At 57.2% G+C, this 17,043-nt stretch carries 13 protein-coding genes; 6 read left to right on the top strand and 7 right to left on the bottom strand.

The annotated features are described in order from the left end of the window. Positions 1-116 precede the first annotated feature (116 nt). Positions 117-1,451: an omega-aminotransferase AptA gene (gene aptA / locus AC5I5B_RS09850; protein WP_112958609.1), complete on the bottom strand. Its 1,335-nt coding sequence runs from the start codon at positions 1,449-1,451 to the stop codon at positions 117-119. 145 nt (positions 1,452-1,596) lie between these two features. Between aptA and AC5I5B_RS09845 the strand changes: the two genes are divergently transcribed. The 4 genes from AC5I5B_RS09845 (at position 1,597) to AC5I5B_RS09830 (ending at position 6,174) form a co-directional block, all read left to right on the top strand. Next, entirely contained in the window at positions 1,597-2,145 is a 549-nt protein-coding gene (locus AC5I5B_RS09845; protein ID WP_003506334.1) for a cupin domain-containing protein, read from the top strand. A gap of 618 nt (positions 2,146-2,763) precedes the next feature. Further along, a complete protein-coding gene (locus AC5I5B_RS09840; protein ID WP_003506336.1) occupies positions 2,764-3,444 on the top strand; it encodes a sugar transferase in 681 nt (226 codons plus the stop codon). Positions 3,445-3,638: 194 nt separating this feature from the next. Further along, positions 3,639-4,898: a polysaccharide biosynthesis/export family protein gene (locus AC5I5B_RS09835; RefSeq protein WP_087745626.1), complete on the top strand. Its 1,260-nt coding sequence runs from the start codon at positions 3,639-3,641 to the stop codon at positions 4,896-4,898. Between the two features lie 7 nt (positions 4,899-4,905). Then, complete coding sequence (locus AC5I5B_RS09830; protein WP_495752619.1) at positions 4,906-6,174, top strand: O-antigen ligase family protein; 1,269 nt, start codon at positions 4,906-4,908, stop codon at positions 6,172-6,174. On the opposite strand, the gene AC5I5B_RS09825 is transcribed toward AC5I5B_RS09830, so the two are convergent. The 5 genes from AC5I5B_RS09825 to AC5I5B_RS09805 form a co-directional block, all read right to left on the bottom strand. After that, positions 6,171-6,665, bottom strand: coding sequence for a hypothetical protein (locus AC5I5B_RS09825; protein ID WP_003506345.1), 495 nt, complete (start codon positions 6,663-6,665; stop codon positions 6,171-6,173). The two genes, AC5I5B_RS09830 and AC5I5B_RS09825, sit on opposite strands and share 4 nt — an antisense overlap. Before the next feature lie 84 nt (positions 6,666-6,749). Further along, the gene (locus tag AC5I5B_RS09820) at positions 6,750-8,108 is read right to left on the bottom strand and encodes an HlyD family type I secretion periplasmic adaptor subunit (RefSeq protein ID WP_003506347.1); all 1,359 of its coding nucleotides are present in this window, start codon (positions 8,106-8,108) and stop codon (positions 6,750-6,752) included. Positions 8,109-8,116: 8 nt separating this feature from the next. Then, a complete protein-coding gene (locus tag AC5I5B_RS09815) occupies positions 8,117-10,321 on the bottom strand; it encodes a type I secretion system permease/ATPase (RefSeq protein WP_112958610.1) in 2,205 nt (734 codons plus the stop codon). Between the two features lie 81 nt (positions 10,322-10,402). Then, positions 10,403-12,421 carry a hypothetical protein gene (locus AC5I5B_RS09810; protein ID WP_111780236.1) on the bottom strand — a complete coding sequence of 673 codons (2,019 nt, stop codon included), beginning with the start codon at positions 12,419-12,421 and terminating at the stop codon, positions 10,403-10,405. Between the two features lie 151 nt (positions 12,422-12,572). Next, positions 12,573-13,529 carry a hypothetical protein gene (locus AC5I5B_RS09805; RefSeq protein ID WP_003506352.1) on the bottom strand — a complete coding sequence of 319 codons (957 nt, stop codon included), beginning with the start codon at positions 13,527-13,529 and terminating at the stop codon, positions 12,573-12,575. A 912-nt stretch (positions 13,530-14,441) separates the two neighbouring features. Between AC5I5B_RS09805 and AC5I5B_RS09800 the strand changes: the two genes are divergently transcribed. Next, a complete protein-coding gene (locus AC5I5B_RS09800; RefSeq protein WP_495752618.1) occupies positions 14,442-15,215 on the top strand; it encodes a helix-turn-helix domain-containing protein in 774 nt (257 codons plus the stop codon). 59 nt (positions 15,216-15,274) lie between these two features. Here AC5I5B_RS09800 and AC5I5B_RS09795 read toward each other — a convergent pair whose 3' ends face one another. Then, on the bottom strand, positions 15,275-15,625 hold the full coding sequence (locus AC5I5B_RS09795; protein WP_020011870.1) for a hypothetical protein: 351 nt from the start codon (positions 15,623-15,625) through the stop codon (positions 15,275-15,277). Positions 15,626-16,019: 394 nt separating this feature from the next. On the opposite strand from AC5I5B_RS09795, the gene AC5I5B_RS09790 reads away from it, so the two are divergent. Beyond that, positions 16,020-17,042 carry a UDP-glucuronic acid decarboxylase family protein gene (locus tag AC5I5B_RS09790; RefSeq protein ID WP_003506358.1) on the top strand — a complete coding sequence of 341 codons (1,023 nt, stop codon included), beginning with the start codon at positions 16,020-16,022 and terminating at the stop codon, positions 17,040-17,042. Position 17,043 lies beyond the last annotated feature (1 nt).

The raw sequence follows: 17,043 nt of genomic DNA, 5'->3' as shown, positions 1-17,043 counted from the left end.
TGTGAAAAAATAATAGAATATGCTTAATAAATGATCTATTTCGCTCTGCTCTTGATAAAAGCAAAAAAAAGGCTGCAATTTTTATTGCAGCCTTTGCTTTATTAGAAGTTTATACTTTAATTTGCGCGTTTCAGTGCATCGCCGAGGATTGAGACAATATCGTCGAAATGGGATTTTTCGGCGATCAGCGGCGGTGAAAGGGCGATGATATCGCCGGTGACGCGAATAAGCAGGCCGCGCTCGAAGCAATCCGTAAAGACATCATAGGCGCGTGCGCCGGCAGCACCTTCGCGTGACTGCAGCTCGATACCGGCGATGAAACCGATGGTGCGGATGTCGATGACGTTGGGCAGGCCCTTCAGGGAGTGGATGGCGTCGTGCCAGACATTCTGCAACTCCGCCGCGCGGGTGAAGAGGCCCTCATCGCGGTAGATGTCGAGCGTCGCGATGCCGGCGGCGCAGGCGACCGGGTGGCCGGAATAGGTATAGCCATGGAACAGCTCGATCTGGTTTTCCGGTCCATGCATCAGCGCATCATGCACCTTGCGACTGGTGAAGACCGCGCCCATGGGGATCGCCCCGTTGGTCAGGCCCTTGGCCGTGGTGACGATATCTGGCGTAACGCCGAAATAGTTACTGGCGAAGGTGGAGCCCATGCGGCCGAAACCGGTGATGACCTCATCGAAAATCAGCAGAATGCCGTGCTTGTCGCAGATGGTGCGCAGGCGTTCCAGATAACCTTTCGGCGGCACCAGCACGCCGGTGGAGCCGGCCACGGGTTCGACGATGCAGGCGGCGATGGTTTCCGCGCCATGCAGGGCGACCAGGCGTTCCAGATCGTCCGCAAGCTCTGCGCCATGCTCGGGCTGACCCTTGACGAAGCTGTTCTTTGCCGGATCATGCGTGTGGCGCAGATGGTCTGCGGGGATCTGCGGGAAAACGCGGCGGTTGTTGACAAGGCCGCCCACGGAGATGCCGCCGAAACCGACGCCATGATAACCGCGTTCACGGCCAATCAGCCGGCTGCGGGTGCCCTGTCCGATGGCACGCTGATAGGCGATGGCGATCTTCAGCGCCGTATCGACCGATTCCGATCCGGAGCCCGTGTAGAAGACGCGATCAAGCTTCGCTCCTTCCGGGCCGGGCGCGATTTCGGCCAGCCGCTCGGCAAATTCAAAGGCAACCGGGTGTCCTATCTGGAAGGAGGGTGCGTAATCCATGGTCGAAAGCTGGTGCTTTACGGCGGAGGCGATCTGGTGGCGGCCGTGGCCGGCATTGACGCACCACAGACCAGCCGTGCCGTCGAGAACCTGGCGGCCGTCATTGCTGGTGTAGTACATGCCTTCGGCGCTCGTCAGCAGGCGGGGATTGGCCTTGAACTGCCGGTTGGCGGTAAACGGCATCCAGTAGCTGTCGAGTGAGGTGGAATTGGATCGGCTCGGATTGTCCATGGTGGTCTCCTGTTCGTTGCCGGTGATTGAAAGCTATTTTTGCGACTGAACAAGCCCTTTTCTCTCTGTGGCCAAGTCATTGAAAATGCTATAGGCCTCAACATGGATTTTCGATATTTCGAACAAGGGCAACGGGGGCTCGGGCATGTCGGTGGATATAGGCGGACGTTTGCGGCATTTGCGGCTGCGCCATAATATTTCCCAGCGGGAACTGGCAAGACGTGCCGGTGTCACCAATTCGACGATTTCGCTGATCGAATCCAACACCTCCAACCCATCCGTCGGTGCGCTGAAGCGCATTCTTGACGGTATACCGATCGGCCTTGCCGAGTTTTTCGCTTTCGAGCCGGAGACAAGCCGGAAGGCCTTTTACCGGGCGGATGAACTGGTCGAAATCGGCAAGGGGCCGATCTCCTTCCGGCAGGTAGGGGAAAATGTTTTCGGCCGCAGCCTGCAAATCCTGAAGGAATGTTACCAGCCGGGCGCCGATACCGGCAAGGTGCCGCTGGTTCACGATGGGGAAGAGGGGGGCATCATTCTCTCCGGGCGTCTGGAAGTGACGGTCGATGATGAGAGGCGGGTGCTCGGGCCGGGGGATGCCTATTATTTCGAAAGCCGCAGGCCGCACCGATTCCGTTGTGTGGGTCCCGTGCCGTGCGAGGTCATCAGCGCTTGCACTCCGCCAACCTTCTGATTCCAGCGGATTTGGCGCTTAGCGCCGCTCGTGAAACGGCTGAGAGGGTGAGGTGGAGAGAATTCGATTGTCAGCTCTTGCATTTTTGCGTAGCTGCCATGATCAGAACGCACTGTCGCGCCACTATTTTGCCGTCTTTGCGCCCTTCTTGCGATTTTTCCATCGTTTTTTATTGGCGCAGTGGCAATGTCGGGCAAAAAAATCCCAGCCAATATGTCAAATTTTATATGCATTGCCACAATCTTGCTGCGCTGCAACAAACTTTAATAGTCTTTTACGGGCATGTCTGTTCTTGGCGTTCCTGTCTCATCTGCGCAAGTCATAAGAAACACATAAGAAAAGACTGTAGACGGCACAAAACCCAATACATGCCGGCGCGACACCCATGCTCTCAACACATGGCCGCCCGCCCATTTGTTGCTTTTTTATGCAACCGTTAATATTGCCCGGACGTTAATCGGCCGCTCGCGCAAGAAATCGCATAGACGGTTATGGGCAATGTGCCTTACAAAAAATCCATTAGCATCAAATTCCGAACACAGACTTGTTATCTCTTTTAGACGGAAAGACGCGCCTCCGGGCACCGACCAATCGCAAAACATAAATGGAGTTCTCTCTATGAAGTCCGCGACCCAATCGGCTGAACAGACACTCAGCAGCTCCGAAGATTTCGATGTCAGTTTCCCTATCGGGGGCATCGCAAAACGCAGCTTCGATATGACATCGGCTGCACTTGCGCTGCTCATCTTCAGCCCGATATTCCTGTTGATCGCCGCGCTGGTGAAATTGTCTGATCCCGGCCCGATCTTTTATGGCCACCGGCGTGTGGGACATAATGGCCGCTATTTCCATTGCCTGAAATTCAGGACGATGGCGATGAACGGCGATGAGATTCTGCGGCAATATCTTGCCGCCAATCCGGAAGCCGCCGAAGAATGGCGCGCAACCCGCAAGCTCAAGAACGATCCGCGTGTTACGGCCGTCGGCGCCGTGCTGCGCAAGCTCTCGCTTGACGAACTGCCGCAGCTCCTCAACATCATCCGCGGCGAAATGAGCGTGGTTGGCCCACGCCCGGTCGTCGATGAGGAACTGAGCTATTATGAAAGTGCTGCCGCTTATTATCTCAGCACCCGTCCAGGCCTGACCGGCCTGTGGCAGATCAGCGGCCGTAACGACGTCTCCTACAAGACCCGCGTCGCTTTCGACACGCAATATGTCCAGAACTGGTCGATGCGGCAGGATGTCTTCATCATCGTCAAGACCATTCCCGCCGTGTGCCTTTCACGCGGAAGCTACTGAAAACCGATATTGAGTTCGGCTTTATCGATCTTCGTTTCGACACGCACCCCGACCGGGATCCCAAGTCCGGTCTTTGGGTGCGTCATTGGTGCTAATCATACCGGCCGCTTTTTGCGGCGCTGCGCAGCCGGCCTTGCCCGGTTGCGCGACGGCCGGACCGCCTGCATGGCGATCCGCTAACAGGGAGTTTCCCGATGAACGGCCTTATTGCTGCCGCCCACCGCCCGTTTGTGGCCCTCGTTCTTGCCGCTTCCGTCGCCCTTGCCGCGCCGCTCTCCGCACTGGCTGCGGATGGCGCTCAATATAAGCTCGGTACCGCCGACAAGCTGCGCATCCGCGTTGCCGAGTGGCAGCCTGCCGATGGCAGCATCCGCAACTGGGACGTCATCAACGGCGATTATTCCGTCGGCCCGTCTGGTGCGTTGTCTCTTCCTTTCATCGGGCAGCTGGATGTCGCGGGCAAGACGCCCTCGGAGGTCAGCGAACAGATCGGCGCGCAGCTTCAGAGCAAGTTCGCCCTTCGCAACCTGCCTTCGGCTTCCGTCGAAATCGCCCAGTTCCGGCCGATCTTTCTGAGTGGTGATGTGCAGACGCCGGGTGAATATCCCTATGCCGCCAATCTTACCGTGCTGAAGGCCGTCAGCCTTGCCGGCGGCCTGCGACGCTCCGACGCCGGGCAACGTTTTGCCCGTGACTTCATCAATGCCCGTGGCGATGCCGCGGTTTACGACAACCAGCGGGCAAGGCTGCTCGCGCGTCAGGCGCGGCTGATCGCCGAGGTCAAGGGTGACACGACCATCGCCAAGACGCCTGAAATGGAAAAGATCAGCGAGATCGACGTGCTGCTGGCCAGCGAGAGCGCGCTGATGAAATCGCGAACCGACCGTTACACCCTGCAGCTCAAGGCGCTGACCGACCTGCATGCGCTTTTGCAGAGCGAAGTTGAATCCCTGAAGAAGAAATCAGAGACACAGAACCGCCAGCTGCAGCTTGCCAATGAGGACCGCGACCGCGTCAACCGGCTGAACGAGCAGGGGCTTGCGTTGTCGCAGCGGCGTATTTCCGCGGAAGAACGCGCGGCGGAGGTGGAATCCACCCTGCTTGATATCGATACGCAGTCGCTGCGCGCCAAGCAGGACATCAACAAGGCAACCCAGGACGAAATCAACCTGCGCAACGACTGGGTGGCGCAGCGCTCCAAGGAATTGCAGGACACCGAAGCGGAACTCGACAAGCTCAATCTGCAGCTGACCACCAGCCGCGAATTGATGTCGGAAGCACTGGCGCAATCGGCCGAAGCGATCCGTTTCGATCCGTCGGGCAAGTCCGCGACGATCAGCTATGTCGTGGTGCGTGAGGAAAACGGCAAGCCGAAGGAAGTGAAGGTGGATGAAAACGCACTTCTCCAGCCCGGCGACGTCATCAAGGTCTCGTCCGAAATCCTGATGCAGTGAGGTTTTCATGCGGATCGCCAAATCGGCGCTGATCGATCCCGAACGCAATGAAATCTACGGAATGACGGCGGTTGCGCTGTCATTCTTCGTTTTCGCCTATTCGTCGCGTTTCGGGCAAATCTCGGTTCTGGCCTATTATGGCATGTGGCTGCCGCTGGTGGTGGTCGATTACCGGCGCGTGCTCGGCAACTATCCGCGTTATCTGTGGATTTTCGCCTTCGGCATTTTGACGGTTCTGTCCAGCTTCTGGTCGGAAGCTGCGTCGGTGACCATGCGCGCCTCCATCCAGTATATGACGCATATCGTCTGCGCGCTGATCGCGATGCGGGTGATCTCGATCCGGACGCTGACGCGTGGCGCGCTTATCGGCATCGCCGTCGTTCTGCTCTATTCGCTGCTATTCGGCGTCTACCTCTTTGATGCGCTTGACGGCACCTATAGTTTCGTCGGCGCTTTCTCCTCCAAGAACCAGCTCGGCTTTTATGCCTCGCTCGGCGTCATCTTTGCCGCCGCGTCGGTGCTGGTGCTCAAGCAAAGGGGCATCTGGCTGCCGATTGCCGGCGTCACCGGGCTCCTGTCGGCCTATAGCCTCCTTGCGTCGCAATCGGCCACATCCACCATTACCACGGCGGCGGTGGTCGCCCTCATCATCGGCTTCATTCCCATCGGCATGCTTTCGCCGGCGAACAGAAAGATGACGTTTTTCGCGCTCGGTGGACTCGGCGCATTGCTGGTGGTCGCTTCCCTGCAATTCGGCCTGCTCGACGCCATTCTCGGCATTTTCGGCAAGGATTCGACGCTGACCGGCCGAACCTATCTCTGGCAGCAGGGCATCGAGGCGGCGAAACAGACGCCAATCCTCGGCGTTGGTTATCAGGGGTTCTGGGTCGCGGGTTTTCCCGATGCCGAACGCCTGTGGAACGATTTCTTCATTACCGGCCGCACCGGCTTCCACTTCCATAATACCTATATCGAAACCGTGGTGGAAAACGGGTTCGTTGGCATGCTCCTGCTTGGCATGGTGCTTTACGGAACTTTGCTCGGGCATCTGCGCTCGGTGCTGATGCGCAAGAGCGACCCGCAGGGCGTCATCCTGTTTGCAATCTGCGCCCTGTTTGTCGTGCGTTCCTTCGTGGAGATCGACATCATCTTCCCCTACCAGATAGGCTCATTCCTGCTTTATTTTGCAGCCGGGAAACTGTGCCTCCCGGCAAGGGCCGCAGAGGGTAGCGAGCCTCACCCGGCGATCGGCATGCGGTTACAGACGAGAGCCTAGAGATAATCCGCCGAGACATGCGGACTGGCGTGGATGAAACTCCACATGTCCTTGCTGACCTCCACGATGTCGGCGATTGATTTTTCCAGCTGGCCGATTTCCTTCTCGTCCATGCGCTCGACCTTGCCGTAACGCACCTGGCTGTCATCCTCCACCAGCCGCATCAGCTGTGTGCTGGCGATTTCGCCCTTCTCGTCGAAGGAATAGATGCAGTGATTGTATTTGTTGCGCGTCTTCGCTTCCTTCTTCAGCCGCGCCATGATGGAGAGGATGGTCTTGCGATCCTTCGCATCGGTGGAGGGAAGCTTCGCCAGGCGCTCGATGAGATCCATACGCGCCCGCGTGGTGTTGAGGGTCAGGAATACGACGATGGCCGCTTCCTTCTCCACTTTCAGGAGATGGACGATCAGATAGATCATCAGGCTTTCGGTGTTGGTCCACACGTAATTCAGCCTGCCGACCAGCAGCAATACGTCCGACATCACCGCCATGCCCGCTTCTCCCACCCCAAAGAATTATACGGGCATTATATGCCGACAGGGGCAGGATTGACAGTGTAAATCCCTGTTATCTCTTCATCTTTCCTTGAAGGCGCGGGACATGCTGTCGGAGATCGGTTTGGTCAGATATTCGAAGAAGGTACGCTCCGAGGTCTGGATCAGCACGTCGGCGGGCATGCCGGGCACGGGATGGAAATTATGGACCTTGGCGATCTCTTCGTCAGGTATCTGGACGCGCACGATATAGACGTCCTTGACCTGCAGACCGGCATTTTCCTCGATGCTATCGGCTGAAACGTAGAAAACCTTCCCATTCAGAACCGGCGTGGTGCGGCGGTCGAGTGCCGAGAGGCGGATCGCGGCGGTCTGCCCCTCATGCAGCTGGTCGATGGAGGTCCTGAGCACCTGTGCCTCGAGGATGAGGGGAACATGGGCGGGCAGGATTTCCATGATCGGCTTGCCTGTCGTGATGACGCCCCCAGGCGTGTGATAATAGGCGCGCACCACGGTGCCGTTGACGGGAGAGCGGATGATGGTGCGTTCCAGCACTTCGGCTGCGCCGCGCACCTGTTCGCGTACGCTGTCTAGATCGGATTCAGCAATTTCCAGCGCGTCGAGCGCCGCCTGCTTGTTGGCGTTGACGGCGATGATCGCTTCCTGCCTGAACTTGGCGATCTCCGCCTCACTCTGGTTCATTTCGCCGCTCAGCCGGGCGATGTCACCCATCACATCGGCAATGGCGCGCTCCAGCGCCAGCATGTCGGTCTTGCGGATGACGCCATCCTTCGCGAGCCTCTCCTTGGAATCGCGCTCCTGCGTCAAAAGTGCCAGTTGCCGGTCGAAGGACTGTTTTTGTCCGTCATAACCCGCATAGCGGAACTCCAGCGACCGGATGTTCTTGTCGATCAGGTTGAGCTGTTCCTCCAGCTTGACGAGCTTGCTGTGGAACACGATGTTCTGGCTCTGGATGATGGCGTTGATGTCAGGATCGCCGGCTTCCTTCATGACGATATCAGGCACCTTGAAGCCCTTTTCCCCCTGCGCTTCGGCGCGCAGGCGCGTGACGATGGTTTCGAGGCGAAGCCGTCTCATCTGCAACATGCGTTCATTGGCAAGCGCCGTCGTCTTGTCCAGCGTCAGAAGAACGTCGCCTTCCTTGACTGTTTCACCTTCGCTGATCATCATTTCCTTGATGATACCGCCTTCGAGATGCTGGACGACCTTGTTGTTACCGGTGGCGACGAAACTACCCTGGGCGATGATGGCAGAGGAGAGCGGTGCCGTGCCGGCCCAAAATCCGAAACCACCGAAGGAAGCGAGCAGCACGGCAAGACCGATCGAACTATGCAGGCGGATCGAGCGCGGCACTTCGCTATACCATTCGAGCTGGCCCTGGGGTTTGATTTCGGCAACGGCGTTTTTCTTCTTGAACATGACGGTCCTCAACCCTCGATCTGCGGGGACTGGCTGGCCGGGCGGCCATTGCCGGAAAGCGCCTTCAGCACATCCATCCTTTCGCCGAACATGGCGACCGATCCGTCCTTCAGCACCATGATCTTGTCGACGCATTGAAGAAGCGCCGGGCGCTGGGTGATGGTGACGGTGGTGATGCCCTGTCTTTTGGCGTGCAGCAGGGCTTTGGCCAGCGCCTGTTCGCCCTGCGTATCAAGGTTGGAGTTCGGCTCGTCCAGCACCACGAATTTGGGGTCGCCGAAGAAGGCGCGGGCAAGCGCGATGCGCTGTTTCTGGCCGCCGGAAAGCGGCGCGCCGTCGGCGGCGACCACGGTCTCATAGCCCTGCGGAAAACCGGCGATCAGCTCATGCACATCCGCAAGCACAGCTGCCTCATAGATCTGCCGGTCCTCGATATCGTCGCGCATGCGGCAGATATTGGCCTTGATGGTGCCCGGAAAAAGCTGCACGTCCTGCGGCAGATAGCCGATGCTTTCACCGAACTGCCGCTGGTCCCAGTTGCGCAGATCCATGAGGTCGAGGCGCACATTGCCTGAAGTAGGCAGGATCGAGCCGACCAGCATCTTGCCGAGCGTCGTCTTGCCGGAGCCGGAATTGCCGATGATGGCAAGCGATTCCCCCTTTTTCAGCGAAAAGGAGATGCCGTTCAGGATCACCTTCTTCTGCGGCGGCGGCACGAAGAGGATGCGCTCCACGTCGAGACGCCCTTCCGGATTGGGCAGGCGCAGGCGCGGGAAATTCAGCGGCGAATTGACGAGAAGCTGCTTGATGCGGCCATAGGCGGCGGCCGATTTGTTGAATTGGTGCCAGCCCTCGATTGCCCCTTCGATGGGCGCCAGCGCACGGCCGGAAATGATGGAGGCCGCAATCACCATGCCGCCGGTCAGTTCACCTGATAGCGACAGATGCGCGCCCCAGCCAAGCAGCGCTACCTGGGTGATCATGCGCGCCGCCTTGGAAACGCCCGAGAACATAATGTTGCGATCCTGCGCCGCGACATGAGATTTCAGGGACCCTGCGGTTTCGCGCCCCCACATCTTCACCGCTTCCGGTATCATCGCCAGCGCATTGATGATCTGCGAATTGCGCGACATGGAGTCGAGGTGGAAATTGGCGCGGCTGAGATAACCGGACGCCTCGGAAAACTGTCTCGCGGTGAAGCGCTGATTCAGCCAGGCGATAATGAACAGCACGGCGCAGCAGACCATGATGATGATGCCGAGATGCGGATGGACGAGATAGACCACCACGATAAAAAGCGGCATCAGCGGTGCGTCGAGAAAGGCGATCAGGGTGCCGGAGGTGATGAACGAACGCAATTGCTGCAAGTCCTGCAATGTCTGGTAGTCCTTGCCGCTGCCATGCAGGGAGGCGCGGGCGGCGGCCGAAAGGATCGGCGCGCCAAGCTGTACCTCAAGTTCGACGGCGGTTCGCATCAGGATGAAGCGGCGGATGGCGTCCATGAAGGCTTGCAACAGAACCGCGCCGAGCACGGCAACCGTCAGCATGACAAGCGTATCCATCGAGCGGCTGGTCAATACTCGGTCGGAAATCTGGAACAGATAAAGGGGGATGGCGAGCAGCAGGACGTTGATGGCGACGGTGAACAGCATCACCACCACCATGTTGCGTCGCACGGCGGCGATGCCCTTGGCGAGACTTGCGGCGAAGTTGATCGGCTCGCTGCGCTTATGGAAACCGCTCTTGCTTCCGCCACCACCACCGCCGCCGCCACCACCGCCATTGTCCGTCGGTTCCTTGCCGCCACCACCCGTTACCGGCCGGCGCTCGTTTTCACGGATCGGCCCTTCATTGTTATCGATGGTCTTGACGAAAGGCAGGTCGGTATTGTCGATCTTGGCATGTGGTTCCGGCGGAGAGACGGGTTGCCGGTCCTGCTGAGGCGCCGGCTTTTCCGTGGGAACGTCGCGTAGCTGTTCCGCCTGTTCTATTTTTGCATGAGGTTGGGGAAGAGATTGTGGGGGAATGATCTGCGTTGGTGATGAAATGGTTTTTGCGGCCTGTTCCGCGCCGGATAATTGGCGCAGGTTTTCGACAGCTTCATTGATGGCTGAAATACAGGCGTCCGTCAGTTTGCTGTCTTCCGCCTCCTGATCCAGCGGCAAGTCCAGCGAGCGTCCGTCGGCAATGGTTTTTCTTGAAATATGATCCATTTTTTATCGGTCCCCTCGGTGATCTCACGGTGTTTGCGGTTCGGCCGTGACGGGACGCGATTGTCGCCCCGCCAGCCAAATCTACGCGGTCACCGCCTGCATGACGTCGGCCGAATGTCCGTTCGACCATGACAGGTCGTGACCGGCATTGATGACGCCATCGGATTCGTTTTCGATGGTGGCGGGATCGTCGTGAAGAAAGGCGATGACCTCGTTTGCCAGCTGACCCTGCTGGGGTTGCGACGTGTCGTTTTCGATGATGCCGCCCTGAATAAGGATGGCATCGGAATAAACGCCGCCGGCGACATAGGTGGTGGAGCCAAAGCTGTCGTAATCGACGATCTGCGCCAGATTGACGACGGCGTTGCTGCCGGTATCGATGTGGACGGTGGCGTCCTCGTTGTTTTCGAGAACCTTGGCGGCTGCCTGCGTCACGTCGTCGGAATCGCCCAGCACGCTCACCTGCTTGATGATGCTGACATCATAAAGATTGCCGGTGATATAGAGGACGTTCAGCCCCTCATAGCCGGCGAAATTGACGTCATGAGCCAGCGCATCCGGCATGTTGGGGTCGCGCGCGTTGATCGCGTTGACCGTCTGCGTCATGTAATCAGGCATGGTTTCAAAACGGTCGTTGCTGCCAACATTGTGAATGGCGGCATCGTTCCACAGAAGGTTGTTGCCGGACTGGATGGTGGCGCCATCGGGCGCATCGGGATTGGCGCGCGCCCAGTCATTGTCGTAAAGCACGGCGATCTGGCTGATCAGGTTCATGTCCAGCACATTGCCGCCGACGATGATCAGGTCGTATTGCATGCCGATGCCGAGGAAATTCGCAATGTTGAGCGCGGCGTTGCCGCCCGTCAGCAGACTGACGGTAGCGCCCGAGGTGGTTATCGTCATCGTGTCGTTGTCGCTGACGAACTGGTATTGCTCGATCCAGTGCACGAAGGAAACGTCGCCTTCCAGCACGCTGACACGCCAGGCGGTGGGGAATATTGGGGGCGCGCCCGTTTCCTGGCTGTCCGCTGCTGCGTTTTCCGCGCCGGGATAGATGGTGCGCTCGAAGCTGGCGATGTTGAAGGCAACCGTCGCCGCCTGATCTTCCGAGTGTGTGAACACGGAGTCGATCTCGTCCCGGTCGCTATAGATATAGGCCTGGGTGATGGCGTCGATCTGATGATAATCGCCCATGACGGCGGTCACCGAAGTCATGACGCCTGTATTGACCAGAGTAGCGATGTTGGCGACGACGTTGGCGCCTGCGGCGACATCAAGGCTGTTGCCGGCCGGGCTATCCTCATGCAGCGAAACATCGCTCTTTTCCGGCTCTTCCGGCGGCTTGGCGATACCGCGATCGGGCATGTAGTCATCAAGCATCGGCTTTTCGCTGGCTATCGAGCCATTGACGTAAATACCGTCGATATCGTTGCCGGCCAGAACGAAATCCTGGTCCGCACCGGTGCCAAGCGAGGTGACATCGTTTTCGCGGGCATGGTCGATATAGTCGTGCGCGGATTTGGCGAGCGCCTGCAGCGCATCGTAACTGTCGGTGCGCTGGAAAACGGAAAAAGGCGTAAAGATAGCTGCTTCATTGTAGAACTCGACGGTACGCTCTGTCACGAAGCTGGTGTCGCGCCACACATAGGGGCCATCAGTCATGTTCAGATAGTCGTCGTCCTGAAGAATATTGACCTGCGCTACATGCGCGATGACCGAGCCGGGGCCGGGGTGAACCACCAGTTCATATTCTTCCTCAAAGGAAAGGCGGCCCGGGAAGCGGAAATGAGCGGCGGAAATATCGACCGGAATGGCATTTGCAAGCTGCTGCATGTCGTATTCGACAGCGCGGGCGAAATGCGGTCGGATATAGTCAAAATCATAATAGCCGGCGCTGTATTTGACGCCGGGGTCGTAGTCCTGCAGCGGCACGTCGTAGTTCTTGTCGAGCAGCTTTGCCGCTTCATCGTCCGGCAGGCGGTCCGGATCAGAACGTGCCGGGCCCTCGCTATAGTTGGTTCTCAGACGCGCATCCTCGATCACCGTGTCGAACAGGCCGATGAAATGCGCAATCATGTCCGAAATCTTGTCGATATGCATTGGAGGTCCCTCCCTGATCATCGCGGCAGAGCCTGGGGCTGCGCATGGCACACGTCTCAGAGGCGGTGCTTCGTTTTACGCAAACCCGGTCCTTCAACCGCGAACTGCACCGGCGGGTGCCGGTGCAGCTCTTTTCGTCAAGAGGTGGGTATCAGGAGTGATCCTCACCGACGTCAGAAACATGCGAGTTACCGCCTGTGATCGTGGCGTCAACTGCGTTGGAGAGCATGTTGGCACCCTGCACCAGTTCCAGATGGAAGCCGGAATTTGCAAGGATTGCCGATGCATCTGCAGTGCTGGTACCTGCGGCGTCGTCGCCGGCCTTGAGGTCCCATCCCTTGCCGTCGATGCCTTCGGCGCCGAAGGCGTCACCGGCATTGGCGCTCAGATGGTTTTCCGCACCGCCATTCTGCATCTTGATGTCATAGGCCTCATCCTGATCTGCCAGGTGGTTGGCCTGCACCATGCTGAAGCCGGTGTCGTTACCGTCGCCATTGAGCGAGCCGTTGAGGATGTTGTCAACGTCCAGCGTGAAGGAGAAGTCGTCACCGAGGTTGAAGGTGAGGTCTCCGCCGGCGATGCCGAGATTGCCGACATCCTTGACGCCCGTGATGTTGCCGAAGTCGTCATCCGACTTGTAGAAACTGTCAGCGGAGTTGAAGCTGTCGGAGGTCGTTGTGGTCTTGGTGGAGGTGTCGTTGTCGGAATAGTTGGACGTCTTCGTGTCCGTATCCGTAATGGTCTTCACATTGGTGTCGTTGTCGCTGTACGACTTGCTTTCATAGCTCCAGTCGTAGTCGACCTTGATATCGGTGTTGGTTTCGGTGCTCGTCTTGGTGCTCGTGTCGTTGTCGCTATAGGACTTGCTGTCATAGCTCCAGTCATAGTCGTTGTCGCGATTGTCACCGTTATTGGCGGAAACATCGACCTTGGCGTCAACATCCACATTGGTGCTGTTGTCGCTGTTGTCGTTGTTGCGGTTTTCACCGTTTGCGGTGCCGACGTTGCTGTCTTCCACCTTGGCGTCGTTGGTCGCCGTGTTGGCAAAACCATCGGAAAGCGCGCCGATCTTGGTGATATCGTCGCCGGACTTTGGATTATAACCCATTTCGATTTCCTCCGAAAAGCTCGGAGCAGCTTTCGAAATCCCTCTCATCTCAAACGGGATTTTTTCGCGCTTGCTCCTGATAGCATTAAGATTGATGTTTGCAGATGCACTCGGTACGCATCATCTGCGGTTCGGTATTGACCCGTGACCGGGCTCTTTTCGTTCAGCCCTTGTGCGCTACTCGGTAAAACGGCGCACAAATCCGTTCCTCGCTCCGATGGGGAGCGCGGTGGCTTTCGTCTTTTTCGCTTTGCATATTTCTTGAAAAGGGACCGGCGTTTTCAAACACACGTCAAGGCCGGAGGTGTCTTTCCATCGGCCGCCGTTCAGCGACGGTCAGACTGTGCCGCAGAAAAATTGCGCTTCCTAGATATCAATTCGGGCTAAACACATCGGCGCCCATCCCGAATATATATGTCGCGAGCGGTGGTCCGGCGGTCCGTTTCGCTGGTTTGGCCGTAGAAAAATGCCGCTGTGCCGGGAGAAACGCGGCTTTTCGAAAAACATGGTTTATTTCGGTGGGAAAAGGCCATTATCCCGAAACGGAACAGCTCCGGGGGTCTTTCGCCGGCGAGCTATGTAAAGGGATATCAACTAAAAGTTATATTTTCCAGGATTGCAAAACCACAGCGAAAGCTTTTCCGATGTGTTTGTTTTTGCAGCGGGTTGCCGGATGAATGATTCTATCTCGGCGTAACCTATTTTGTATGTCAATTGTAAAAAATAACCCGTTTGGGCCATTTATTTACACAGCTTTTCGTATTAGCGTGTGTTAATTAACGGGTGATTAATAATAGTTGACATGGCCTGAGGCGGGGAGAGGCCCCTAAAGATCCAGGGGAAAGATACTCGACGGACAACAGACTGCACAACCAAAAGAACGTAATGCGTAAGCGCTTTAGGGAGGCGTCAATGTTCATGGGAACTTCAGATTATGCGGCAAAACAAAAAAACGCCGTTGCTCCTATAAATGGAACTTTATTGGTCATCGCGGATCCGGACCTGTTTTCCGAGTGCCTCATGGAGGCGCTGGGCAAAAAGTTCCCTACATTCGCGGTGGTGAGTATAACCTCGTCAGGGGGGATCGAGGACGATTACGGTAACAATGTGCGGTTGGTTTTGCCTTACCGGATGTCCGGTGAGCGCCTTCATGCCGTTCTTTCGGAGGTTCGGGAAAAGCATCCCGACGCGCCGATCGCGCTCGTCGTCGAAACCATCGACAAATTCGAAGAGCCGCTGAAAAGGCTGGTGGGAATGCGCGTCATTGATGGCGTGCTGCCGCTCAATCTCAGGCTCGATGTCTTTATGGCGGCCGTCGATCTGCTTATGAAGGGCGGGGAACATTTTCCCGCAGCTCTTCTGGGCAAGCTCACGCCCTATTCGCCTTCCATCAATGGTAAGAGCGTTCAAAGCAATGCCGTGATCGCCAATCGTGCCGATGCCCTTGCTGCGAGCAGGGGTGACGTGGCCGCGCTGACGACGCGCAAGGTGCAAATCCTCGACCTGCTTTGCAAGGGAACGCAAAACAAGATCATCGCTGATCGGCTGCATCTGTCCGAGAACACTGTCAAGGTTCACGTTCGCAATATCTATAAGAAAATGAACGTGCGCAACCGCACGGAGGCGGCGTCGCGCTTCTTCAACAAAGACGAAGACACGACCTTCTCCGGCGGCTGGAAGAACTGAGCGTCGGGGCGGCTAGAGCCGTCCGGACGCCAGTTCCCTCCGGTTTCTCTCCAGGAGGCTCAGGGCCTCAGGAAGCAGCGGGATTTCTGCCCGAATCCGCTCGGTGAGCAGATATAGGGAGAAGAACCCGAATAGGACTGCCGCGATGCCGCGGGTGTGCCCGAGGCATCGGCAACAAGCGTAACGGCTGCGTTGCCGGTTTTTTGATAACCGTAGGACGCCTTCGCCGGAGCAACCCGGCTGTTGATCGTGGCGGTATTGGCCGACGCGGTCTTGATGAGAACGGCGTCTTCGACCACTGAGCATGAAGCCGTCGCGAAAGTGAAAGTTACAAGTGCTGCGGCAACAAGCGCAAAACGACAATGGCGGGCTGCTTTGCCGCCATGGGAATAAGGCATTTCATTCATCATGTGTGTCCCCTGAAATCGACTGTCTGTCGCATCTCGCCGGGCGGTTTTGTTCCCGGTGGACCGAGCCTTACAAAACCAGGATAGCCCCGACTGGTTGAGCGAAGCTTGCGCTAATGCTCAATAAGAAAGGCATAATGGAGGCGTAGTTAAAAAGTATTAAATCAAGAGGATATTTTGAGTAATTTTGGGTAATCAATTGTAATATTTTGATGAAATTAAGTTGACCAGTTTTCTGCCACGCCTATCATGAAAGTTGAAATTTATCGAATCGAAATATTAAAACCTCCAGAAGAAGTAAAAACCGGAGGGTGATATTCAAGATATCGTACAATCGGGAGTTTGATCCAGTTTAGTTGAATCAGCTGCGCTGATTCATCATGGGGAGGAGTGTGTAATGCGTAATTTCGTTCCCAACGAACATGACAACGGCGTCACCATCTACTCCGAGTGGAGGCCTGGCCAACGTGTTCTCGTCAATGGCGGCGCCGGTTTTCTCGGTTCCCATCTTTGCGAACGCCTGCTGAGTTGCGGTCACGAGGTGATCTGTCTCGACGATCTCTCGACCGGGCGCACTGCGAATGTGGCGCATTTGCGGGACAATAAGCGTTTTTTGCTAGTCGAGCACGATGTGCGCAAACCCTATGACATCGATGTCTCGCTGATCTTCAACTTCGCCTCACCGGCCTCACCGCCAGATTATCAGCGCGATCCCGTCGGCACGCTGCTCACCAATGTGCTTGGCGCCGTCAACGTGCTCGAGGTAGCGCGCAGATGCGGTGCAACCGTAGTGCAGTCGTCGACCTCGGAAGTCTACGGCGATCCGCACGTCAATCCGCAGCCGGAAACCTATTTCGGCAATGTAAATACAATCGGGCCGCGAGCTTGTTACGATGAAGGGAAACGCAGCGCCGAAACGCTGTTTTTCGATTATCACCGTAGCTTCGGTGTCGATATCAAGGTGGGACGCATCTTCAACACCTATGGGCCGCGTATGCGCCCGGATGACGGACGTGTGGTTTCGAACTTCATCGTCCAGGCGTTGAAGGGCGCTGACATCACCATTTACGGCGATGGCAGCCAGACCCGTTCCTTCTGCTATGTCGATGACCTGATCGACGGTTTCCTGCGCTTCTCGGCCAAGCCGAAGGATTGCACCGGGCCGATCAATCTCGGCAACCCGACGGAAATTCCGGTGCGGCAGCTCGCCGATATCGTCATCCGCATGACGGGTTCCCGGTCGCGCATCGTGCATCTGCCCGCCGCGATCGATGATCCGCAGCAGCGTCGCCCCGATATTTCGCGGGCAAAGGAACTGTTGAGATGGCAGCCGCGCGTGCCGCTCGAAATCGGCCTGGAAAAAACTATCGTCTATTTCGATGCACTGCTGGCAGGCAAGACTGTAGCGGAGGCCGTATGAG

The organism is Agrobacterium sp., assembly GCF_059499945.1.
Note: the sequence above shows the minus strand (reverse complement) of the source record. Positions and strands in the feature narration are given on the sequence as shown.